The following is a 21,145-nucleotide window of genomic DNA, read 5'->3' on the forward strand; positions in this document are numbered from 1 at the left end:
CGCTCTCCCCACCCGGCGCTTAAGTGCCGTCCTCGCCGCCCCCCGCGTTGGGGAGTGGCCCGGAACCGACCTCTAGCGATGATTCGATCACCCGAGCGCCCCGCACCACCAGGGTCCGCTCGACAGCAGGATTCATCAAGCATCCAAGACCGCGAGGTAAGCATGACCCGAACGCCAATACCGTATGGCATCACCGGCTATGGCGGCTATGTGCCCCGCCTGCGTATGCAGCGCGCCGCCATTGCCGCCGCCCATCGCTGGATGAGCGGAGCGGCCGGCGCCGCGCCGAAAGGCGAGCGCGCCTTCTGCAGCTGGGACGAGGACAGCATCACGATGGCCGTCGAAGCCGCCCGTGACGCGCTCGGCCAACGCACCCGCACGAACATCGAAGCGCTGACACTCGCCACGACGCGGCCCGCCTTTGCCGACTTGCAAGGCGCGAGCATCGTCGCTGGCGCACTCGAGTTGCCCGCTGGCGTGCGCACGCTCGAAATCGGGCAATCGCAGCGCGCCGGCGTTGCCGGCCTGCTGAACCACCTGCGCGCGGCGCGAGAGAACGTGCTGTTCGTCGCGAGCGATCATCCCTCGGCGAAGCCTGCCAGCGCGCAGGAACTCGCGTATGGCGCAGGCGCCGCTGCATTCACGCTCGGCAACGAAGGTGTGATCGCCGAACTCATCGGCAGCGCCAGCGAGGCCAATCTGTTCGTCGATCATTTTCGCGCCGCCGATGGCAAGCACGACTACTACTGGGAAGAGCGCTGGATTCGCGACGAAGGCTACGCGAAGATCGTCCCGGCCACCGTCAAGGCCGCGCTCGAAAGCGCGGGCGTGCCCGCCGATGCGGTCGCGCACTTCGTATTTGCCGCGCCGCTCAAGGGCGTGGGCGCAGCCGTGGCCAGGCGCGCCGGCATCGCCGCGCAGGCCGTAGCGGATCATCTCGACGAACACTGCGGCTACGCGGGCGCCGCGCATCCGTGTCTCATGCTCGCAGCCACGCTCGAACGCGCGCAACCGGACGACATCATCGTGGTGGCGGGCTTCGGACAGGGATGCGACGTGCTCGTGCTGAAGACGACCGCGGCCATCGCATCGTTCAGGCCGCGCCGCGGTGCGACGCAGGCCATCGCCGACGCCCAGGTGCATGGCGACTATTTGCGCATGCTCTCGTACGACAACGCCATCGACCTCGAATGGGGCATGCGCGCCGAGAAGCAGGTCAAGACGGCGTTCACCGAGCAATACCGCAGCGCGTGGCAGCTCGGCGGCTTTGTGGCCGGCAAGTGCGGCTGTTGCGGCACCGTGCAGTTCCCGCAGCTGGCTTATTGCGTGAACGATACCTGCCACGCGCCCGCCTCGCAGTTCGAGCCCACCGCGCTCTACGACGTGGACGCGAAAGTGCTGACCATGACCGCCGACTGGCTTTCGTATCACCCGGCCCCGCCGCTCTATGTGGGCTTCGTGCAGTTCGACAACGGTGCGCGCGTGCTCATGGAAGTCACCGACGTCGGCACGGAAGGTCTCGATGTCGGCACGCCGCTGCGCATGGTGTTCCGTATCAAGGACATCGACAAGACGCGCAACTATCCGCGCTATTTCTGGAAAGCCACGCCGCTTGCGGCATAACGGAGGCGACAACCATGGCAAACGGTATCAAGGACAAGGTCGCCATTATCGGCATGGGCTGCTCGCGCTTTGGCGAGCGCTGGGACGCAGGTACGCACGATCTGCTGGCCGAGGCATTCAACGAAGCGCTCGCGGATGCGGGCATCGCACGCAACGAGATCGGCGCCGCGTGGTACGGGTCGTGTCTCGATGCGGTGAACGTCGGCAACTCGGCCGTCCCGGCGTCGCTCGCGTTGCGCCTCGATGGCATTCCATTCAGCCGCATGGAAAACATGTGCGCGACCGGCACCGAGGCGTTGCGCGGCGCGGCCTATGCGGTCGCGTCGGGCGCGGTGGACATCGCGCTCGCGATCGGCGCGGAAAAGCTCAAGGACACCGGTTACGGCGGCCTGCCGCCCACGTACAAGGGCACCATGAACGATTTGTGGCTGCCCCTCGGCTCCGCGCCCGCCGGCTTCGCTCAACTGGCCGATGGCTATCGCACCCGCCACGGCATCGCGAAAGACGAACTCAAGCGCGCGCTCGCTCGCGTCTCGTGGAAGAGCCATCAGAACGGCGTGCTGAGCCCCAAGGCCCATCTGCGCAAAGCGGTGACGATGGAACAGATTCTCGGCGCGCCGATCATCGCCGAGCCGCTCGGCCTGTTCGACTGCTGCGGCGTGAGCGACGGCGCGGCGGCGGCCATCGTCACCACGCCGGAGATCGCGCGCGCGCTCGGCCGCAAGGACATGGTGACGATCAAGGCAATCCAGTTGAGCGTCAGTTCGGGCATCGAATCGACGACCAACGTGTGGGACGGCAGCCACGTTCGCAACACGCGCAACGCAGCACAACGCGCCTATGCCGAGGCCGGCATCACGAATCCGCGCGAACAGCTCGACCTGATCGAAGTGCACGACTGCTTCTCCATCACCGAGCTCGTGACGATGGAGGACCTGTTCATCTCCGAAGCGGGACGCGCCGTGCACGACGTGCTCGACGGTTTCTATGACCGCGACGGCGGCGTGCCGTGCCAGATCGACGGCGGCCTCAAATGCTTCGGCCACCCCATCGCCGCATCGGGCTTGCGCATGGCCTACGAAATCTACAACCAGCTGCAGGACCGGGCCGGCGAGCGCCAGCTCAAGAACCCGGCCATCGGGCTCACGCACAACCTGGGCGGCGTTCCCTACCAGGGCGTCGCCGCGATCAGCGTGCTGGGTCTTCATCACTAAAAACGGATCGTCAGGATTCCGATTCATCGAGGAGTACGTAATGGGTTTGCTCGAAGGAAAGGTTGTCATCGTGACCGGCGCGGGCGCCGGTGTCGGCAAGGGTATTGCCTGCGAGGCCGCGCGCCAGGGCGCGCGCGTAATCGTCAACGACCTGGGCGTGAACATCGACGGCTCCGGCGGCAGCGCCGGCCCCGCGCAGCAGACCGTCGACGAGATCCGCGCGGCGGGCGGCGAGGCTGCCGCCAATACCGATAGCGTGGCGGAATGGGACTCGGCCCAGAAGATCGTCCAGCAGGCGCTCGACACCTTCGGCCGCGTCGACGCCGTCGTCAACAACGCCGGCAATCTGCGCGACACGGTGTTCCACCGCATGACCGAAGAAGAGTTCGACGCAGTGGTGCGCGTCCACCTGAAGGGCTCCTGGAACATGTCGCGCGCCGCCGCGCCGCATTTCAAGGCGCAGGAAAGCGGCGCCTTCGTGCACATGACCTCGACTTCGGGGCTGATCGGCAACTTCGGCCAGGCGAACTACGCCGCCGCCAAGATGGGCATCGTGGGACTGTCGAAATCCATCGCGATCGACATGCAACGCTTCAACGTGCGCTCGAACTGCATTGCGCCGTTCGCCTTCACGCGCATGGTCGGCAGCGTGCCGACCGAATCGGAAGAAGCGAAGGAGCGCATGAAGGTCTACATGACGATGGAGTCCGGCAAGATCGCCCCGTTCACGCTCGCCCTCCTCACTGACAACGCGAAGCACGTCAACGGCCAGATCTTCGGTGTGCGTAACAACGAAATCTATCTGTTCTCGCAGCCGCGCCCCATCCGCACCGCGCACACGGCGCAAGGCTGGACCGTGGAGTCCTGCGTCGAGCGCGCCATTCCGATGTTCGAGAAGTCGTTCTACCCGCTCGAACTCTCGCGCGACGTCTTCGCCTGGGACCCGGTCTGACCGGAACCCCGGTGCGCCCCGCCAGTACGCAAAGGAACAGTACACATGGACTTCCAGCCTGATCGAAACCTCGAGGCCTTTCGCCAGAACCTGCGCGCCTTCCTGCGCGAGCGTCTGCCAGCGGACCTCGTCCGCCCGCTGCGCACCGGCACGCGTTCGGCGCGCGAGGACGTGACGCGCTGGCAGCGCCTCCTCAACGAACAGGGTTGGGGCACGCCCTCGTGGCCGGCCGAACATGGCGGCCCGGGCTGGAGCGTGCAGGAACGCCTCGTGTTCGACGAGGAGTGCATGAACGCGGGCGCGCCCACCCAGGACGGCGGCGCGCAGAAACTGCTCGGCCCCGTGCTCAATGCCTTTGGCACACCTGAGCAGAAGGCGGCGCATCTGCCGTTGCTGCTGAGCGGCGAGCGTCAATGGTGCCAGGGCTTTTCCGAGCCGGGCTCGGGCTCGGACCTCGCCTCGCTGCGCACGCGCGCCGATCGGGTCACGGACGATGAAGGCGACCACTACGTCGTCAACGGCCAGAAAATCTGGACCAGCTACGCGCATCGGGCCGACTGGATCTTCCTGCTCGTACGCACCGATCAGGAGGCGAAGAAGCAGGCCGGCATCAGCTTCCTGCTGGTCGACATGAAGACGCCCGGCATCACGGTGCGCCCGATCCGCAGCATCGACGACTGCCATCACCTGAACGAGACGTTCTTCGACAACGTGCGCGTGCCCGTGTCGAACCGCGTGGGCGCCGAGGGCGAGGGATGGTCGATCACGAAGTTCCTGCTCAACAACGAGCACGCCTCGACGGCCGACCTGCCGGTGCTGCGGCGATACCTGAAGCAGTTGCGGTCGCTGGCGGTGGTCGCTCGGGACGGCGCGCGCCCGCTGATCGAGCGCACCAGTTTCGCCCTGCGTCTCGCGCGCTTCGAAGCGGAAACGAACGCCATCGCCATGATGGTGCAGCGCGTGGCGGCACTGGAGCAGGATCACAGCCCGGCGGCGCATGCCATGGGCTCGATCCTCAAGGTGCGCGCGACCGAACTGCAGCAGCAGATGAGCGCGTTCGTGGTGGAGTCGCTCGGCGATCACGGCGCAATCGCCTATCCGGGCCCGCAGGAACGCGACGCCGCCACGCTGCCGATGCAGGAGCTTGGCCGCGGCCTTGCCAACGAGATGTTCTTTCGCCGCGCCTCCACGATCTATGGCGGCACCAGCGAGGTCCAGCGCAGCATCGTCGCGCGTGCGCTGTTTCAGTTCTGAGCGCGCGAAGTCATATCGAAATCGAAGGAACCGAAATGAAGACGTATCAAACGATTGCCGACCTTCAGCCGCTGGTCGGCGAAGTGATCGGCACGAGCGAGTGGACGACGATCGACCAGGCGCGCGTCAATCTGTTCGCCGACGCCACCGGCGATCACCAGTGGATCCACGTGGACCCGGAACGCGCAAAAGACGGCCCGTTCGGCGGCGCGATCGCGCATGGCTTTCTCACGCTGAGCCTGCTGCCGGTTTTCTCCTCGACGGCGTATCGCATCGAGCAAAGCCGCATGGGCGTGAACTACGGGCTCGACAAGGTGCGCTTCCCCGCCCCGGTGCCGGTGGGCAGCCTCGTGCGCGCGCATTTCCGCCTGTTGGCCTGGGAGCCCCTGGACAACGGCGGCGCACAGATAAAAGTCGAAATGACGGTGGAGCGCGAAGGCTCGGCCAAGCCGGTCTGCATCGCCGAATCGATTTTACGGCGCTATCCCTGAGACCCGGGGCAAGGCGCAACGGCCAGGCGGCCGCAATCTAATCCAATCAGGAATGGAGGAACAAAGATGGATCTGGGACTGAAAGATCGCGTGGCGATCGTGACGGGCTCCGCCCGCGGCATTGGTGCGGAGACGGCGCGCATGCTGGCCACCGAGGGCATGGCCGTGGTGGTCACCGACCTCGACGCGGACGCGGCGCAAGAAAACGCGCGTCATATCGAGGCGAACGGCGGCAAGGCGATCGCCGTGCAATGCGACGTGCGCAGCGAGGAGCAGGTCCGCAAGATGGTCGGCGCCGGTGTCGAGGCATTCGGCCGGATCGACGTGCTGGTGAACAACGCGGGCCTCGTAAAGGACCGCACGCTCCTCAAGATGGAGGAAGCGGACTTCGACCTCGTCCTCAACGTCACGCTCAAGGGCGCATTCCACTGCTGCCGCGCTGTGCTGCCCCACATGCACGAGCGCGGCTGGGGCCGCATCATCAACATCAGCTCGCGCGCGATGTTCGGCAACGCGGGCCAAGCCAACTACTCGAGCGCCAAGGCAGGGCTCGTCGGGTTCACGCGCGCGCTCTCGCTGGAACAGGCGCGCAAGGGCGTCACGGTCAACGCCATCGCGCCGGGCTTCATCGAAACGGAATATATCCAGAGCCTGCCCAACTACGACACGATTCGCGAGAACGCGCTTGCCAAGAACGCCGTGACGTTCGCCGGGAAGACCAGCGACATCGCGGGCGCCGTCGCATTCATGGCCTCCGAGCAGGCCCGTTACATCACCGGCACCACGCTGTTCGTGACCGGAGGACGTTATGGCTGATCTCGATTGCGATGTCGATGGCCTCGACAGCAGCCAGCAGCTGCTGCGCGACAACATCCGCCGCTACCTGAAGCAACACGTTGCGCCGCGCATCCAGCAGGCGGAGCGCGACAAGCGCTTTCCGCACGAAGTGCTCACCGGCCTTGGCGACTTCGGTTATCTCGGCGGCTATTTGAGCGAAGCGGACGGCGGCCTCGGCATCGACTACCTGACGTGGGCCGTGATGATGGAAGAAGCCGGCTATTGCTGGCTCTCGCTGCGCATCCTGCTCAACGGCCTCAATATCGTCTCCGGCATCATCAACGCGTACGGCACGGAAGACCAGAAAGAGCGCTTCATGCGGCCGTTGCTGCGCAACGAGCGCAAGACGTTCGTCTCGATCTCCGAGCCTGACGTCGGCTCGAACGTCGCCGAAATCAAGACTCGCGCCGACAAGCGCGGCGACCGCTACGTGCTCAACGGCAGCAAGCTGTGGATCACCAATGGCCTGTTCGCCGACTTCGGCATCGTTGTCGCGCGCACCTACAGCGAGCAGTGCGACGGCAAGCTGTCGCTCTTCCTCGTCGAGGTCGGCGAAACGAAATTCGACGTGAGTCCGGTCGAGACGATGTTCGCGCGCAGCACTGGCACCGCCGCGTTTACATTCGAGAATGCCGAGATTCCCGCTGCGAACCTCATCGGCGTGGAAGGCGAAGGGCTGCGGCAGATCCTGATCGGCCTGAACTTCGGACGCCTGAACGTTGCGATGGGCGCGGTCGGCGCGGCGCAAAGCGCGCTCGATCTTTCCGTCGAGTACGCGAAGCAGCGCAAGCAGTTCGGCCGCGCGATCGGTTCGTTCCAGCTGGTGCAGAAGCATATCGTCGACATGACCGCGAAAACGCTGGCCGCCCGCGCGCTCGGCTATCGCGCCGCGCGCGCGATGCAGAACGGCACGGCGCGCACGGAATGCTCGATTGCCAAGCTGTACGCGACCGAAGCCGCCTTCGATGTCGCGAACCACGCGCTGCAGGTGCACGGCGGCATGGGCTATGCGAGCGAGTACCCCATCGAGCGCATCTTCCGCGATACGCGCGGCGGCATGATCCCCGAAGGGACGACCGAAATCCAGACACTCATCATCGGGCGCGAGATCCTCGGCATTTCCGCGCTCACCTAAGGAGACACAACATGACTGAAACCAGCGTCCTCGACGAGATCGCCAAGGCGTCGATCTACTGGGAAGACCTCACGCCCGGCACGACCTACACCACCTCCTCGCGCACGATCACGGAAGGCGACGTGGCGGCGTTCGCCGCCCTCACCGGCGACTTCAACAAGGTGCACGTGGACGCCGAATACGCGAAGGGCACGATCTTCGGCCAGCGCATCGCGCACGGCATGCTGGTCGCTTCGTTCATGGCCGGCCTGACCTCGCGCTCGATCCCCAACCAGCTGATGGAAGGCGCGCTCTTCAGCGTGCTGGAAAACCGGCTGAAATTCCCGAAGCCCACGTTCATCGGCGACACGCTGCGCGTCGAGATCGAAGTGCTCGAGCAACGCGAAACGAGCCGGCCGGAGCGCGGCATCATCGCCTTCATGCGCCGCGGCATCAACCAGCGCGACGAAGTCGTCGCCGAGATGGCCGCGACGTGCCTGTTCAAGCGACGCCACCCTGCGGCGCAGTGAGTGCGGAGACAGACTCATGGTAAAGACCGAAATTGGCTACACCACGACCGATACCATCATGGTCCGTGGTCTGAACCTGTCGACCGAGATCATCGGCAAGTTCGATTTCATCGACATGATCTTTTTCACGACGCTCGGCCGCAAGCCCGAGCCGCGCGAGAAGGTCATGGTCAACGCGTTGCTGGTCACCACGGCCGACCACGGCATCACGCCCAGCTCGCTTGCCGGCCGCCTGACCTATATCGGCGCTCCCGAAGCGCTCCAGGGCGCGGTCGCGGCCGGCTTGCTGGGCGCGGGCAGCGTGTTTCTCGGCACGATGCAGAACGCGGCCGAAATGCTGCTCGAAGGCGCGAAGGACTTGCCGGAGAACGCCAGCGACGAACAAATCCGTGAAGCCGCCCGCGCGGTGATTCGCCAGCACAAGGAGCAACGCCGCGCGATTTACGGCGTGGGGCACCCTATCCATATCGACGGCGATCCGCGCGTTCCCACGCTGCGCGAACTGGCCCGCGAGAACGGCTACTACCACGTGCACTGGCGGCTGATGGACGCGATCGGCGACGTGCTCACTCAGGAGATGAAGAAGCCGCTGCCGCTGAATGCGGTGGGCGCGATCGCGGCCATCGTCGCCGCGATGGGCCTCGATCCGCTGATCGCTCGCGGCCTTTCGCTGGTCGGCAGATCCGCGGGCCTCCTCGCCCACATCATGGAAGAGAAGAGCGCGCCGATGGCCCGTGAAGCCTGGCAGCTCGTGCTGAAGGACGACCCGCGCAACGTCCTGCCCTGATCGCCACCCTCTGTGCGCCCCGCGTCACCTTGCGGGGCGCCATCTTCTCATTCGTGGAAAAAGGATGCTCTCCATGAACACCTCCCCTGCTTCAGCAGTTTCGCGGCAGCTCATGCATACGCGCACGATGAGCTGCAACGGCTATCTGCGCAGCGACGGCCTCTTCGACATCGAAGGCGAACTGCGCGACATCACCCCGATCGACACCGATCTCCTCTTCAAGCGCGTGCCCAAAGGCGAGCCGATTCATCACATGCGCATCGTGATGACGCTGGATACAGCGATGGTGATCCAGAACGTGACGGCGCATATCGAGGCGGGGCCGACCGTTTACTGCACGGACATCGAGTCGGCTTATGCAGGACTGAAAGGCATGCAGATCGGCGCGGGCTTTCGCAAACAGATCAAGGCGGTCGTTGGCGGGGTGAATGGCTGCACCCACCTGACCGAACTGCTGGGCCTGCTCGCGAATACGGCGATGCAGACGCGCTTCGCGGTGGGCCGCGTCGAGCGCAATGGGCGGCTGCCCGCCGACGAGTCCGGGACGATGGCCCCGCCCGCAGTCATCAACAGCTGCTACACCAATCGCGCCGACGGCGAGGCCATGAAGGTGCTGTGGCCGCTGCACAGACGGCCGGCGACTTGATGCATGAGGCCGGGAATCAGCCCGGCAGCCGGCCGCGCTTCAGCTGAAACGATACGGACACGCGGTCGGCCGGATAGCGCGTATCGGAGATCTCCAGGATGCGGCCGTCCTGGCGGCGGTAATGCCGCACGAGCCGCAGTCCCGCCGACGCGGGTTCCACCTTCAGCCGCTTCGCGAGCGCGGCGTCGATCAGTACGCCCCGCACGATCTGCCTGATCTCGTCGAACGGCTGCCCGCTTTCGCGCTCGATCATCGCGCTCACGAGTTCCCCCGGGCGGCTGCGGATCTCATCGATCAAATGCGCAAACGCGGCATCGATATAAATGTCCGCCCATGCGAGCGGCGCTCCCCGCTTTCCCGCCTCGACGCGCAGCCCCGAAAGCCTAATCCACTGACTTCCCGGCGGCGCCTCGAGGCTGCGCGCCAGCGTGCGATCGAGCTTGACCGGCGTGACCGTCTCGATCGAGCGCACCTCGGTCGCCGCGACCCTCATCAGGTCTTCCGGTGTTTCGAACGATTGAGTGAAGGCCGTGCGCGGATTCGCGCTCTCGACGATCGTACCGACCGACTTCTTGCGCGAAATGTAGCCGAGATCCTGAAGCATCTTGAGCGATGCCCGCACGGTGTGCCGGCTCACGCCATGCAGTTCGGCCAGTTCGGGCTCCGTGGGCAGAAGACCGCCTACCGCATAGCGGCCGGCGCTAATGGCCTTGATGAGCGTTTGCGCGAGTTCGGCGTAACGGGTGACCGGCAGGGATGGATTGACCGGAGGGGTCCTGGGTTTCGCGCTCATGTCCTGCTGGGTTGTCGCTGGGTTGTCATTGCCACAGCGCACGTAGCGCTGTTCAAGGAGTTACCGATTGTACGCGCAACGGGAGCGCCGCTTGCCGGCCGGCCGCGCCCGATGACGTGCGCAGCCGGCGCTCGACTAGCCCGCGAAAAAGCGCTGCTCGGCCGCGGAAGGCAACGGCATGCCCGTCACCCTCGCCTTTTCCAGCACGCTCCAGAAGTACCGGTAAGTGGCGCGGTCGTGCAATTCGCCCTCGTACTGGATCGGCCCCCAGGCGGCATCCTGCGCCGCGACGAGAATTGCGGCAGCGTCCACCACTTCTTCGAAATCCGGCCGCATGGCGTTGACGATCGGCTGGATCTGCGCCGGATAGATGCTCCACATACGCAGAAAGCCAAACTCGTTGCGCGCCCGGCCCGCGTCGGCGGCGATCACGGCGGCGTCCTTGAGGTTCAGGCAGACGTTGTGCGCCGGCACGATGCCGTTGGCGAGCGCCGCCGCTACCACATCGGCCTTGGCGCGCGCCAGCAGCGCGTGCTCGAACTGCCCCGGGCTGCGCATCGCAGCCGCCGGAATCGCGCCATGATGGCCGCTCACGAAATCCATGAGGCCGAAGTCGAGCACTTCGATGTGCGGCAACGCCGCGATCGAAAAGACTTCGCGCAGCGCGCCATGCGTTTCGATCAGGACGTGAACCGGAACGGCGCGATCGACGCCGTTCTTTCGGGCAACTGACTGAATCTGGTCGATCACCTCCGCAACCTGCGCTACCGTGGTCGCTTTCGGAATCGTGATGTAGGCGACGCGCTGCCCTGCCTCACCGACGATGATCTCCACGTCCTGACGCCATGCAGGGTGCGACGGATCGTGAATGCGCGCGCCCGCGCGGCCAAAACGGTTGAGTTCCGAGTTGAGCATGCGGGCCACCATCTGCGCGTGCTCGCGCTCCTGGCCGGCAGCCGCGCCGTCTTCGCAGTCGCAGGTGATATCGAAAACCGGGCCGTATTCGGCTTGCAAGCCGAACGCCTTGGCAATCAGCTTTTCGCTGCCGGCGAAGTGCTCGCAGGCAGGCAACGCGGGAAACGGCTTTTCGCCCGAAAAAAGGGCGTCTTTGGGATGCGTGTGGACAGTCATCATTGGCTCCGTGTTGCAGATTTTTTGGGCATGGCGATCGTGTAGTCGAGATCGAGCACGATATTGGTCGAATGAGCGGGACGGCCAGCGCCGGTGTCGGGAAAGACGATCGAGGCGGCCTCCACGTTCTTCGCCGCGATCATGCGCAGGCGCAGGGCGCCAACGTGGTCGTCGCCGAGGTCGAACTTGTCGGTCACGGTGGTGGCGCAAACGAGGGTGTCGCCGGCCAGGGTGGGGTTGACGTGGCTGCCCGCGTTGATGGCGAGCATCGTCAGCGCATTTTCGATCCCGTCGTACGCGAGCGCCTTGCAGATCGACATCACGTGGCCGCCATAGACCAGGCGACGCCCTTCGTTGGCCGATGCGGCGCGCGCGTCGAAGTGCGCCTTCGCGGTGTTCTGATACAGCCGCGTGGCGATGCTGTGATCGCTGTCGTTGACCGCCATCGCGCCCGGGTGATCGATGCGTTCGCCCACGGCGTAGTCGTCCCACAAATCGGCGACTCCCGTGAGCGCGGTGATCTGCGCGACTTGCGGGCCGAACGGATGGCGCGGCAGGCTCCCGACCCTCACCAACTCCGGAAGCGTCGGCACATGGGCCTGCGGGCAATCGGCCTGCACGTCGCGCTTGTGGACCATCACCCAGCGGACCCACGTGAGCACCGCTTCATCACGCTGATTCTTCGCCGTGGAGCGCACATATACGATCCCGCTCCTGCGGCTCGTGTTCTCCTTCAAGCCGATCACCTCGGTTTCCACGGCGAGCGTGTCGCCGGGAAAAACAGGCGCGAGGAAGCGCACGTCGGCATAGCCGAGATTCGCAACGGCGTTCAGCGAGATGTCCGGCACAGTCTTGCCGAACGCCGTGTTGAACACCAGCAGGTCCTCCAGCGGCCGCGCGTCGAATCCCAACTGACGCGCGTTCGTCGTGGCGGTGCCGAGCACGGAGCGGCTTCCCGTCAAGCCGATATAGAGACTGCGGTCTCCTTCGGTAAGCGTGCGCGGCGTGGCATGGCGCAGCTTCATGCCCACGCGGAAATCCTCGAAAAAATTGCCGCTTCGGTTCTTGCTCATTCATCCTCCGGTTCGTCAGGCCTCCCGCAGGGCGGCACTATGTACGTACATATTCACGAAAACAAAGCATGCCGTCAACCGTTTTCGAAGATGCTGGATTTTTGCGCGTTTTTCTGTATTTTTAAGTGCATATTTGAACTTAACACCCCCCGAAACCGTGCGCTCCGAGATCGATCGCGCTGCTAATATGTCCGTACATAGTTGCGCCCCTGCGCACCTAAGGAACATGGACCGGTCTTCAAGGAGCCCACAATGCAAAGACTCACCGACGAGCGCCGCATGATTCAGGAATCTGCGCGCCAGTTCACGATGGAGCGCGTGCTTCCTCTCGCCAACAAGCTCGACCCCGAAAAGGGCAAGATTCCGCGCGAACTCATCGACGAAATGGCCGAACTCGGTTATTTCGGCATCCTGATTCCCGAGGAATACGGCGGCCTCGGCCTCGGCGCATACGAGTACTGTCTCGTTGCCGAGCAGCTCTCGCGCGGCTGGATGAGCGTGGCCAGCCTGATCGCTCGCGGCAACGGCCTGATCGGCGCGCTCAAGAGCCTCAGCCCCGAGAAGAAGGCGGACTATCTGCCGCGCATGGCGCGCGGCGAATTCCTCGGCGCTTTCTCGCTTTCCGAACCGAACGCGGGCTCGGACGTCGCCAACATTTCGTGCCGCGCGGTGCGCGACGGCGACGATTGGGTCATCACCGGCAGCAAGTACTGGTGCACGTTCGCCGACGAAGCCGACTTCATCCTCGTGATTGCCCGCACCGACCCCGAGGTCGATCCCAAGGCGCGTCACCGCGGGCTCTCCGCCTTCATGGTCGAAAAGCCGAGAGGCGAGCTGCCCGCCAACGTCGCCGGCAGTCCGATTCCGAAGATCGGGTATCACGGCTGGACCACGTGGGAACTCGCGTTCGACGGCTGCCGCGTTCCCGCATCGAGCATGGTCGGAGAGGAAGGCAAGGCGTTCTATCTCGCCACGGCCGGTCTCGAAACGGCTCGCGCGCACACGGCCGCGCGCTCCATCGGGCTCGCTCAAGGCAGTCTAGAAGACTCGATGACGTATGCCCGCGACCGCGCGCAGTTCGGCTCGCCCATCGGGCATTTCCAGGCCATCCGCTTCAAGATCGCCGACATGGCCACGCAAATCGAGGCGTCCCGCGCGCTGCTGTATTCGGTGTGCGAACAGATCGACGCGGGCAAGCGCTGCGACACGGAAGCCGCGATGGTGAAGCTGTTCGCCAGCGAGATGTCCGAGCGCGTGACCAGCGAAGGGCTGCAGATTCACGGCGGCGCGGGCTACACGACCCATTTCGCCGCGGAGCGTTACTGGCGCGACGCCCGCCTCACGAAGATCTTCGAGGGGACGTCCGAGATCCAGATGCGCATCATTTCCGACGCCCTGCTCGGCAAGGCCGCTGCGTAGCCATAGCCGGCTTTCACGAGACACAGGAGAACCACATGGAGACTTCGACCGCCACGGCGGACCATTCCCGCGGGGCGCTCAGCGGGATACGCGTCATCGATCTCACGCAAATGCTGGCCGGGCCGTTCTGCACGCAGATCCTCGCGGATCATGGCGCGGATGTCATCAAGATCGAAGGCCTGAGCGGCGACGGCACGCGCGCCAACGGCCCTTACTGCGAAGACGACGCGCTGCGCGATTTCGGCGGCTATTTCCAGAGCGTGAACCGCAACAAGCGCTCGATCGCCGTCGATCTGAAAACGGCTCAGGGTCTCGACGTCGTGCGCAAGTTGATCGCGCAGGCCGATATCGTCGTCGAGAACTTCCGCTCCGGCGTGATGGAGCGGCTCGGTCTCGCGTGGGAAGACCTGCGCGAACTCAATCCCCGGCTCGTCTACGGCGCGGTGCGCGGCTTCGGCGATCCGCGCAGCGGCGCGAGCCCTTATGCCGAGTGGCCCGCCTACGACGTCGTCTCCCAGGCGATGGGCGGCATGATGGGCATCACCGGGCCCGACCGCGAGACGCCCATGAAGATCGGCCCAGGCGTGGGCGACACCGTGCCGGCGCTCATGCTCTGCATCGGCTTGCTGGCCGCCGTGCTGCGGGCCCGCGAGACCGGCGAGGGGCAATTCGTCGACGTCGCCATGACCGACTGCGTGCTGGCCATGTGCGAGCGCATCGTCTATCAAACCTCGTATACGGGCGTCGTGCCGACGCCGGAAGGCAACCGTCACCCGCTGCTTTGCCCGTTCGGGCTGTTTCGGGCACGCGACGGCTGGGTGTCGATCGCGGTCGCGCACGACGGCTTCTGGGAAAAGCTCGCCCATGCAATCGGCCAGCCCGAATTGATTGCCGACGCCCGGTTCGCCACCAACGCCGCGCGCGTGAAGCACACGCAGCAGGTGGTGGAGATCATCGAGGCCTTCACGTCGGTGCGAACCAAGGCCGAACTGGCCGAATGCTTCGGCGGTCGTGTTCCGTTCGGACCGGTCTACACGTCAGCGGAAATCTTCGACGATCCGCACTACCGCGTGCGCAATATGCTCGTGGATGTCGAGCAGCCCGGATCGGACACCCGGGTCAAGATCGCCGGCGTGCCGATCAAGATGGGCAGCACGCCCGGCGGCGTGCATCACCGCGCGCCGATGCTCGGCGAACATACGGACGAAGTGCTGTTTGCGGCTGGCTACGATGCCGGCGCCGTTGCCCGCTTGCGCGAGTCGGGCGCGATTCGATGACCACCCCGGCGGGCGCCGAGCCGGCGCCCGCCGTTCCGTTTCACCCCATTCCCGTTCACGGCAACGCGTGCCTGCGTCGTCCCTTCCCTTTCCGCCAATACCGCATACCGGCCTCACCCCAGCTCCAGGGCAGATTCGCGTTCCGCAAAAAACAAAACGCGCATGGATACGTCATATCCATGCGCGTCTAGCCACACGTAACGTCAGAGTGCGGCAGTCAGCTCCGGCACGGCCTCGAAGAGGTCTGCCTCGAGGCCATAGTCGGCTACACCGAAGATCGGCGCTTCGGGATCCTTATTGATCGCCACGATCACTTTGGAGTCCTTCATCCCCGCCAGATGCTGGATGGCCCCCGAGATGCCGCAGGCCACATAGAGTTGCGGCGCGACGATCTTGCCCGTCTGGCCGACCTGCCAGTCATTCGGTGCGAAGCCTGCATCGACGGCGGCGCGCGAGGCGCCGAGCGCCGCACCCAGCTTGTCGGCGAGCGGCGTCAGGACTTCGGCAAAGCGCTCGCTGCTGCCGAGCGCGCGGCCGCCGCTCACGACGATTTGCGCATCGGCAAGCTCCGGCCGGTCGCTCTTCGCCACGACGCGCTCGACGAAAGCGGAGAGGCCACTATCCGGCACCGCGTCGATCCCGACGACCTCTGCCGCGCCGCCTTGCGCCGCCACCCCATCGAACGCCGTGGCGCGCACGGTGACCACCTTGACGGCATCGCTGCTCTGCACGGTCACTATCGCGTTGCCGGCATAGATGGGCCGCTCGAACGTGTCGGCGCCGACCACGCGCGTGATGTCCGAAACCTGCGCGACGTCGAGCAGCGCAGCCACGCGTGGCGCGACGTTCTTGCCGCTGCTCGTGGCCGCGAAAAAGATGGCCGCATACGCAGGCGCAAGCGCGACGACCTGAGCCGCCAGATTCTCCGCGAGGCCTTCGGCAAGCTGCGGCGCATCGGCATGCAGCACGCGCGCGACGCCTTCGATTCGCGCGGCCGCAGCGGCCGCCGACGACGATGCATGGCCCGCCACCAGCACATGAACCTCACCGCCGCACTGACGCGCGGCTGCGACCGCGCTGAGCGTCGCGCCCTTGATCGAGACATGGTCGTGTTCGGCCACGACCAGCACATTGATCCGTTCAGTCATGGATTTTTCCTCAGATAACCTTTGCTTCGTTCTTGAGCTTCGCAACCAGCGTCGCGACATCGGGGACTTTCACGCCGGCGCTGCGCCCGGCGGGCTCGACCGTCTTCAGCGTCCTGAGCCTTGGCGTCACGTCGACCCCAAGCTCCTGCGGCGTCACCGTATCGAGCGGCTTCTTCTTCGCCTTCATGATGTTCGGCAGCGTGGCGTAGCGCGGCTCGTTCAGCCGCAGATCGGTGGTGATCACCGCGGGCAGCGCGAGCTTCAGCGTTTCGAGGCCGCCGTCGATCTCGCGCGTCACGATCGCATGACCCTCCACGATATCGACCTTGCTGGCGAACGTCGACTGCGCGAGACCCGCCAGCGCGGCGACCATCTGGCCGGTCTGGTTGCAGTCGTTGTCGATGGCCTGCTTGCCGAGGATCACGAGCTGCGGCTGTTCCTTCTCGATGATTGCCTTCAACAGGCGCGCGACCGCGAGCGGCTGCAGCTCTTCGTCGGTCTGAACCAGGATGCCCCGGTCCGCGCCGATCGCCATGGCCGTGCGCAGCGTTTCCTGGCACGCCGCCACGCCGCACGAAACGGCGACCACCTCGCTCGCCGCGCCCTTCTCCCTCAGCCGCACCGCTTCCTCGACGGCAATCTCGTCGAACGGATTGATGCTCATCTTCACGTTGGCGAGATCGACGCCAGAGCCGTCCGGCTTGACCCGCACTTTCACGTTGAAGTCCACCACGCGTTTTACCGCAACCAATACTTTCATTTCTCTGCTCCTTTAGCCGTCGAGGCCGCCGTGACGTGACGCGACGGCCCCCTCGTGCGCGCACCCGCGCGCCGGTTCAAACCGTTTCGGTCTCTGCGCGCAGCGCTTCCTGAAGCGCAGCCGCGTTCGCTGCCTCGTGCTGGTCGCTGGTGCCGAACAGAATGTCGGCCACGACGGCGCGCTTGAAGTAGTGCCCGACGGCGTATTCCTCCGTCATGCCGATGCCGCCATGCAGCTGGATGGCCTGACCGCAGACCCACTTCGCCGCGCGCCCGATGAATGCCTTGCCTTGCGAGAGCGCCAGTTGCTGCGTCTTGCCGGATTCGCATTCGAGCGCCGCGAGCATCGCGTACAGCATCGAGCGGGAAAGCTCCAGTTCTGCCGCCATATCGGCCATGCGATGCTGGAGCGCCTGGAAGCTCGCGATCGGCACGCCGAACTGCTTGCGCACCTTGAGGTATTCCGCCGTGATTTCGATCGCACGTTCCATCGCGCCGACAAGCTCGGCGCACAACGCCGTAATGCCATGCGACAAACCGGAACGCAGCGCCTCGAGGCCGGTCCCTCGCTCGCCGAGCAATGCACTCGCGGGCACGGCGAGCTGCGCGAAAGTCAGCTCGGCGGCTTGCGTGCCGTCGTGCAGCGGCAGGGCCTGCTGCTTCAGTCCCGCAGCGCCGGCAGGCACGAGAAAGAGCGAAATGCCTTCGTCTTCGCGCCCGGCATCCGCGACTCGCGCCGAGACGATGAACCAGTCGGCATGCCCCGCGCCGAGCACGAGCGTCTTGGCGCCTTCGATGCGATAGCCGTCCTTGCCCTGCCTCGCCAGCGTCTGCACGATGGCGGGATCGCCGCGTGACGACGCTTCGCTGTATGCGAGCGCGACGCGTTGGGCGCCGTCGGCAAGCGCCGGCAAGAGCGTGTCCTTGAGCCCAGGCGCTGCGGCGGCGACGAGCGTCTGAGCCGCCAGCACCGCGCAGCCCAGATAAGGCTCGACCACGAGCGCTCGCCCGAATTGCTGGGCGATCAGCGCCGTGTCGAGCACGCTGCCCCCAAGTCCGCCATGCTCCTCGGGCAGCGCGGCCGCGAGCCAGCCGTTCTCGGCGAATGTGCGCCAGTTTTCCGCGCTGCCGCCCTGCGCCGCCTTGACGATGGCGCTGCGTGTTTCGAATGCGTAGGCCTTATCGACAAAACGGCGCACGCTGTCTTCGAGCATCTGCTGCTCGTCATTCAGATTGAAATTCATCTCGGGCCCATCCCTCAGAACTGAAACATCATCTTCGCGACAATGCCGCGCTGGACTTCGCTCGTGCCGCCGTAGATCGTGGTGGCGCGGCGGAAGAACATTTCCGCCGCAATGCTTCGCGCCTCGAACTGAAGCGCGTGGATCGTCTGCGCGCCTGCGCCTTCGCCTCTCGGGCCGGCCCATGCGACCGCGCCGTAGTCGCCGAGGCACTCGACGAGAAACGCGCTCATCTTCTGCTGCAGTTCCGTGCCGCGGACTTTGAGGATCGACCCGATCGCATGCGCGGCGGGGCTATGGTCCTCTTCCAGCGCGGCCACGCGCTGCACCAGCACCGTGATCGCCTGCAGTTCGGCTTCGAGCGCAGCGAGCCGCAAGGCCACGTCGCCGCGCTCGATCAGCGGCGCGCCGGCAAAATGCGTTTCGCGTGCGAGCTTGCGCAGCTTGCGCTGGAACCGCATCAGCGACGGCAAATCGGCCGTCGAGGCATGTTCGTTGTTGAGCAGGAATTTCGTGAGCTTCCATCCGTCGCCTTCCGCGCCGATCAGGTTGCCCGCCGGCACACGAACGTTGTCGAAGAACGTTTCGTTCAGGTGGTGGCAGCCGTCGATGCTGATGATCGGCCGCACCGTGATGCCCGGCGATTTCATGTCGACGAGCAGGAAGCTGATGCCGGCCTGCTTCTTGACGGTCGTATCCGTGCGCACGAGCAGAAAGATCCAGTCGGCTTCGTGACCGTAGCTCGTCCAGATCTTTTGCCCGTTCACGACGTAGTGGTCGCCTTCGCGCACTGCCTGCGTGCGCAGCGACGCGAGATCGGAACCGGAGCCCGGCTCGGAAAATCCCTGGCACCAGATCCGCTCGCCGCGAAGGATGGCCTGCACGTGCTCCGCTTTCTGCTCGGGAGTGGCGAAATGATTGAGCACCGGACCGACGAGCCGTTGCGCGAACGTGTCCTGCGAAGGGGAGCCCGCTGTCGAGCATTCCTCGTCGAATATGAGCCGCTGCGCGACGCTCCAGCCCGTACCGCCGTGCTCTTTGGCCCAATAGGGCGCACCCCAGCCGTGCTGGTTCAGAATGCGTTGCCATTGCGCCAGTTGCGCGCGCGGCGAACGCACGCCGTCGGTGCGGCGCGGCAGGTCCGGCGGCAAATGCTTGCGCAGAAAATCGCGCACCTCTTCGCGAAACGCGCTGAGGCCCGGGTCCGATCGAAAGTCCATGCGTAGCTCTCCAGAATGAGGGCAAACGCGGCGCATACGCGTCTGCCAGATTGAACGCATGGTAGGAGAGCACCCGGACCGACGACGCCCCCCGCCGCTGGGGGTTCTTAAGCATGCGCAGGTAGGCAACAGCGTTATGTCTCGCCACCCATGGCCCGATCGGCGAAAGGTTTCCGTGCATGCTGAACAGGCCTTAATCGCGCGGCAAATTTGCCCCCCGCGTTGGGGGGCCGCGATGCGCGCGTTTCGCGTCACCTTACCCGTGTCCAGGCCGAACCGCGCATCTCGCGCGCAGCCGGCGGACGCCAACATAAGGGCCGCCCGAAAGATGGCCGGAAATACAATCAGGAGACGCTATGAAGTTGAAGTCAGTTGCTGCCGCCACATTGGCCGTCATGGCAGCAGGAGCGCACGCGCAAAGCTCGGTGACGCTGTTCGGCGCACTCGACGCGGGTTTGATGTACCAGAACACATCGGCCGCAACCTTAAGTCCAACCGCTGCCAATACGGGGTCGGTGTTCCGTTATAAGGACGGCGGCATTTATTCGAGTTTCTGGGGCCTGCTCGGGACCGAAGATCTCGGCGGAGGCTATCGCGTCAACTTCAAGCTGCAAAGCGCGTTCAACACCGGGACCGGCGCGCTGGGCCTTCCGGACACGGCGGGCACCGTGGCGCTGTTCAACCAGATCGCACGCGTGGGCGTGTCAGGACCGTTCGGCTCGTTCGACGTCGGCCGGCAGATCGCGCCCATCGCGATCGCCATGGTCGAGACCGACGCCCGCGGCGCGCAATATTTCGGCAGCATCCTGACCGCGTGGGCCGGGATGAACTTCCAGGCGGGATGGTCGGGCGCGAGCACGAACGTGCCCATCGGCGCGCTCTTCGACAGCAATGCGCTCGTCTACCGCACGCCCCGCCTGTTGGGCGCGCAGCTGGCGCTCGAATATGCGCCAGGCGGCGTCCCGGGCAGCCTGACGGCAGGCTCGCGCGAGTCCGCCGTGCTCTCGTACCAGAACGGCAGCCTCGATCTCGCAGCGGCCTGGTACGACGCGCATGACACCAACCCGTCGCCGGTTGCCCCCGCCGCGCCCACCGGCATCAACAACAACCGGCAGTTGTACTTCGGTGCGAAATACACGATCAGCAACTTCTTCGTATCGGGTTCTTATAGCAACGGCAAAAATCCCGCTCACTCGAATCTCGTGAACTACGACCTCTGGTCGCTCGGCGCGGGATATCAGTTCACGCCGGCCTTCAACGTCACGAGCGGCGTCTACTATCTGCGCGACAAGAACAATTCTTCGAACAAGGCCATCACGTGGGCGGTCACGGCCGACTACAGCGTCTCGAAGCGCACCGTTCTCTATGCGGACGTAGGCGGCGTCAACAACATGGGCACCATGCGGGTGCCGGTGACTTACGGTCAACTGGTCGCCCCGGGTCAAGGCACGGTGGCGGTTCTGCTCGGCATACGGCATACGTTCTGATCATCGGGCCGCACGAGAGTGCGGCCCACGCTGCGGCAACACCATGCCTGACGAAGAAAGGGCCTTGCCTGGGAGACCAGGCAAGGCCCTTTTCATGTTTCATTGCTGAGCCTGCAGAAGGTTCGAACCGCGGCGCGCGGCGCGCGGCG

20 protein-coding genes are annotated in these 21,145 nt (G+C 65.2%); 13 read left to right on the forward strand and 7 right to left on the reverse strand.

Features of this window, described 5'->3' with window-relative positions; genetic code table 11:
- Positions 1-162: 162 nt before the first annotated feature.
- The 10 genes from PWP93_RS16420 to PWP93_RS16465 all read left to right on the forward strand — a co-directional run bounded on the left by PWP93_RS16420 (position 163) and on the right by PWP93_RS16465 (position 9,448).
- Positions 163-1,623 carry a 3-oxoacyl-[acyl-carrier-protein] synthase III C-terminal domain-containing protein gene (locus PWP93_RS16420; RefSeq protein ID WP_421045143.1) on the forward strand — a complete coding sequence of 487 codons (1,461 nt, stop codon included), beginning with the start codon at positions 163-165 and terminating at the stop codon, positions 1,621-1,623.
- 14 nt (positions 1,624-1,637) lie between these two features.
- Complete coding sequence (locus PWP93_RS16425; RefSeq protein ID WP_421045144.1) at positions 1,638-2,837, forward strand: acetyl-CoA acetyltransferase; 1,200 nt, start codon at positions 1,638-1,640, stop codon at positions 2,835-2,837.
- 40 nt (positions 2,838-2,877) lie between these two features.
- Positions 2,878-3,789, forward strand: a complete 912-nt coding sequence (locus tag PWP93_RS16430; protein WP_421045145.1) for an SDR family NAD(P)-dependent oxidoreductase — start codon at positions 2,878-2,880, stop codon at positions 3,787-3,789.
- Positions 3,790-3,834: 45 nt separating this feature from the next.
- Positions 3,835-5,043, forward strand: coding sequence for an acyl-CoA dehydrogenase family protein (locus PWP93_RS16435; RefSeq protein WP_421045146.1), 1,209 nt, complete (start codon positions 3,835-3,837; stop codon positions 5,041-5,043).
- A gap of 35 nt (positions 5,044-5,078) precedes the next feature.
- Entirely contained in the window at positions 5,079-5,534 is a 456-nt protein-coding gene (locus PWP93_RS16440) for a MaoC family dehydratase (protein ID WP_421045147.1), read from the forward strand.
- Positions 5,535-5,600: 66 nt separating this feature from the next.
- Positions 5,601-6,350 carry an SDR family NAD(P)-dependent oxidoreductase gene (locus tag PWP93_RS16445; protein ID WP_421045148.1) on the forward strand — a complete coding sequence of 250 codons (750 nt, stop codon included), beginning with the start codon at positions 5,601-5,603 and terminating at the stop codon, positions 6,348-6,350.
- Entirely contained in the window at positions 6,343-7,506 is a 1,164-nt protein-coding gene (locus PWP93_RS16450) for an acyl-CoA dehydrogenase family protein (protein ID WP_421045149.1), read from the forward strand. The genes PWP93_RS16445 and PWP93_RS16450 overlap by 8 nt, the downstream gene beginning before the upstream one ends.
- A gap of 11 nt (positions 7,507-7,517) precedes the next feature.
- Entirely contained in the window at positions 7,518-8,015 is a 498-nt protein-coding gene (locus PWP93_RS16455; RefSeq protein WP_035532790.1) for a MaoC family dehydratase, read from the forward strand.
- A 16-nt stretch (positions 8,016-8,031) separates the two neighbouring features.
- Positions 8,032-8,802 carry a citryl-CoA lyase gene (locus PWP93_RS16460; RefSeq protein WP_421045150.1) on the forward strand — a complete coding sequence of 257 codons (771 nt, stop codon included), beginning with the start codon at positions 8,032-8,034 and terminating at the stop codon, positions 8,800-8,802.
- 73 nt (positions 8,803-8,875) lie between these two features.
- The gene (locus PWP93_RS16465; RefSeq protein ID WP_421045151.1) at positions 8,876-9,448 is read left to right on the forward strand and encodes a DUF2889 domain-containing protein; all 573 of its coding nucleotides are present in this window, start codon (positions 8,876-8,878) and stop codon (positions 9,446-9,448) included.
- 16 nt (positions 9,449-9,464) lie between these two features.
- On the opposite strand, the gene PWP93_RS16470 is transcribed toward PWP93_RS16465, so the two are convergent.
- From PWP93_RS16470 to PWP93_RS16480, 3 genes are all read right to left on the reverse strand, one after another.
- Positions 9,465-10,241, reverse strand: a complete 777-nt coding sequence (locus tag PWP93_RS16470; protein ID WP_421045152.1) for a GntR family transcriptional regulator — start codon at positions 10,239-10,241, stop codon at positions 9,465-9,467.
- A 135-nt stretch (positions 10,242-10,376) separates the two neighbouring features.
- A complete protein-coding gene (locus PWP93_RS16475) occupies positions 10,377-11,372 on the reverse strand; it encodes an HpcH/HpaI aldolase/citrate lyase family protein (protein WP_421046102.1) in 996 nt (331 codons plus the stop codon).
- Positions 11,372-12,445 carry a MaoC family dehydratase gene (locus tag PWP93_RS16480; protein ID WP_421045153.1) on the reverse strand — a complete coding sequence of 358 codons (1,074 nt, stop codon included), beginning with the start codon at positions 12,443-12,445 and terminating at the stop codon, positions 11,372-11,374. Before PWP93_RS16480 ends, PWP93_RS16475 begins: the two co-directional genes overlap by 1 nt.
- Before the next feature lie 252 nt (positions 12,446-12,697).
- Between PWP93_RS16480 and PWP93_RS16485 the strand changes: the two genes are divergently transcribed.
- Positions 12,698-13,864 carry an acyl-CoA dehydrogenase family protein gene (locus PWP93_RS16485; RefSeq protein ID WP_421045154.1) on the forward strand — a complete coding sequence of 389 codons (1,167 nt, stop codon included), beginning with the start codon at positions 12,698-12,700 and terminating at the stop codon, positions 13,862-13,864.
- Positions 13,865-13,899: 35 nt separating this feature from the next.
- Positions 13,900-15,141, forward strand: a complete 1,242-nt coding sequence (locus PWP93_RS16490; protein ID WP_421045155.1) for a CaiB/BaiF CoA transferase family protein — start codon at positions 13,900-13,902, stop codon at positions 15,139-15,141.
- Between the two features lie 203 nt (positions 15,142-15,344).
- Here the strand turns inward: PWP93_RS16490 and PWP93_RS16495 are convergent, their stop codons facing one another.
- The 4 genes from PWP93_RS16495 to PWP93_RS16510 form a co-directional block, all read right to left on the reverse strand.
- Positions 15,345-16,289 carry an electron transfer flavoprotein subunit alpha/FixB family protein gene (locus PWP93_RS16495; RefSeq protein ID WP_421045156.1) on the reverse strand — a complete coding sequence of 315 codons (945 nt, stop codon included), beginning with the start codon at positions 16,287-16,289 and terminating at the stop codon, positions 15,345-15,347.
- A gap of 10 nt (positions 16,290-16,299) precedes the next feature.
- Positions 16,300-17,049, reverse strand: coding sequence for an electron transfer flavoprotein subunit beta/FixA family protein (locus PWP93_RS16500; RefSeq protein WP_421045157.1), 750 nt, complete (start codon positions 17,047-17,049; stop codon positions 16,300-16,302).
- A gap of 76 nt (positions 17,050-17,125) precedes the next feature.
- Positions 17,126-18,292, reverse strand: a complete 1,167-nt coding sequence (locus PWP93_RS16505) for an acyl-CoA dehydrogenase family protein (protein ID WP_421045158.1) — start codon at positions 18,290-18,292, stop codon at positions 17,126-17,128.
- Positions 18,293-18,306: 14 nt separating this feature from the next.
- Positions 18,307-19,509 (reverse strand): acyl-CoA dehydrogenase, encoded by a 1,203-nt coding sequence (locus PWP93_RS16510; protein ID WP_421045159.1) that lies wholly within the window; start codon positions 19,507-19,509, stop codon positions 18,307-18,309.
- A 356-nt stretch (positions 19,510-19,865) separates the two neighbouring features.
- Between PWP93_RS16510 and PWP93_RS16515 the strand changes: the two genes are divergently transcribed.
- Complete coding sequence (locus PWP93_RS16515) at positions 19,866-20,996, forward strand: porin (RefSeq protein WP_035532814.1); 1,131 nt, start codon at positions 19,866-19,868, stop codon at positions 20,994-20,996.
- Positions 20,997-21,145 lie beyond the last annotated feature (149 nt).

Source organism: Paraburkholderia sp. A1RI-2L (genome assembly GCF_048957375.1).
Lineage (GTDB): Bacteria > Pseudomonadota > Gammaproteobacteria > Burkholderiales > Burkholderiaceae > Paraburkholderia.

What these genes read in the sequence shown, in the direction of transcription:
- PWP93_RS16435 (WP_421045146.1), top strand. Translation starts at nt 3,835, where the DNA reads ATGGACTTCCAGCCTGATCGAAACCTCGAGGCCTTTCGCCAGAACCTG.
- PWP93_RS16495 (WP_421045156.1), bottom strand. Translation starts at nt 16,289, where the DNA reads ATGACTGAACGGATCAATGTGCTGGTCGTGGCCGAACACGACCATGTC.
- PWP93_RS16500 (WP_421045157.1), bottom strand. Translation starts at nt 17,049, where the DNA reads ATGAAAGTATTGGTTGCGGTAAAACGCGTGGTGGACTTCAACGTGAAA.
- PWP93_RS16475 (WP_421046102.1), bottom strand. Translation starts at nt 11,372, where the DNA reads ATGACTGTCCACACGCATCCCAAAGACGCCCTTTTTTCGGGCGAAAAG.
- PWP93_RS16450 (WP_421045149.1), top strand. Translation starts at nt 6,343, where the DNA reads ATGGCTGATCTCGATTGCGATGTCGATGGCCTCGACAGCAGCCAGCAG.
- PWP93_RS16470 (WP_421045152.1), bottom strand. Translation starts at nt 10,241, where the DNA reads ATGAGCGCGAAACCCAGGACCCCTCCGGTCAATCCATCCCTGCCGGTC.
- PWP93_RS16440 (WP_421045147.1), top strand. Translation starts at nt 5,079, where the DNA reads ATGAAGACGTATCAAACGATTGCCGACCTTCAGCCGCTGGTCGGCGAA.
- PWP93_RS16430 (WP_421045145.1), top strand. Translation starts at nt 2,878, where the DNA reads ATGGGTTTGCTCGAAGGAAAGGTTGTCATCGTGACCGGCGCGGGCGCC.
- PWP93_RS16485 (WP_421045154.1), top strand. Translation starts at nt 12,698, where the DNA reads ATGCAAAGACTCACCGACGAGCGCCGCATGATTCAGGAATCTGCGCGC.
- PWP93_RS16505 (WP_421045158.1), bottom strand. Translation starts at nt 18,292, where the DNA reads ATGAATTTCAATCTGAATGACGAGCAGCAGATGCTCGAAGACAGCGTG.
- PWP93_RS16445 (WP_421045148.1), top strand. Translation starts at nt 5,601, where the DNA reads ATGGATCTGGGACTGAAAGATCGCGTGGCGATCGTGACGGGCTCCGCC.
- PWP93_RS16465 (WP_421045151.1), top strand. Translation starts at nt 8,876, where the DNA reads ATGAACACCTCCCCTGCTTCAGCAGTTTCGCGGCAGCTCATGCATACG.
- PWP93_RS16455 (WP_035532790.1), top strand. Translation starts at nt 7,518, where the DNA reads ATGACTGAAACCAGCGTCCTCGACGAGATCGCCAAGGCGTCGATCTAC.
- PWP93_RS16515 (WP_035532814.1), top strand. Translation starts at nt 19,866, where the DNA reads ATGAAGTTGAAGTCAGTTGCTGCCGCCACATTGGCCGTCATGGCAGCA.
- PWP93_RS16490 (WP_421045155.1), top strand. Translation starts at nt 13,900, where the DNA reads ATGGAGACTTCGACCGCCACGGCGGACCATTCCCGCGGGGCGCTCAGC.
- PWP93_RS16480 (WP_421045153.1), bottom strand. Translation starts at nt 12,445, where the DNA reads ATGAGCAAGAACCGAAGCGGCAATTTTTTCGAGGATTTCCGCGTGGGC.
- PWP93_RS16420 (WP_421045143.1), top strand. Translation starts at nt 163, where the DNA reads ATGACCCGAACGCCAATACCGTATGGCATCACCGGCTATGGCGGCTAT.
- PWP93_RS16460 (WP_421045150.1), top strand. Translation starts at nt 8,032, where the DNA reads ATGGTAAAGACCGAAATTGGCTACACCACGACCGATACCATCATGGTC.
- PWP93_RS16425 (WP_421045144.1), top strand. Translation starts at nt 1,638, where the DNA reads ATGGCAAACGGTATCAAGGACAAGGTCGCCATTATCGGCATGGGCTGC.
- PWP93_RS16510 (WP_421045159.1), bottom strand. Translation starts at nt 19,509, where the DNA reads ATGGACTTTCGATCGGACCCGGGCCTCAGCGCGTTTCGCGAAGAGGTG.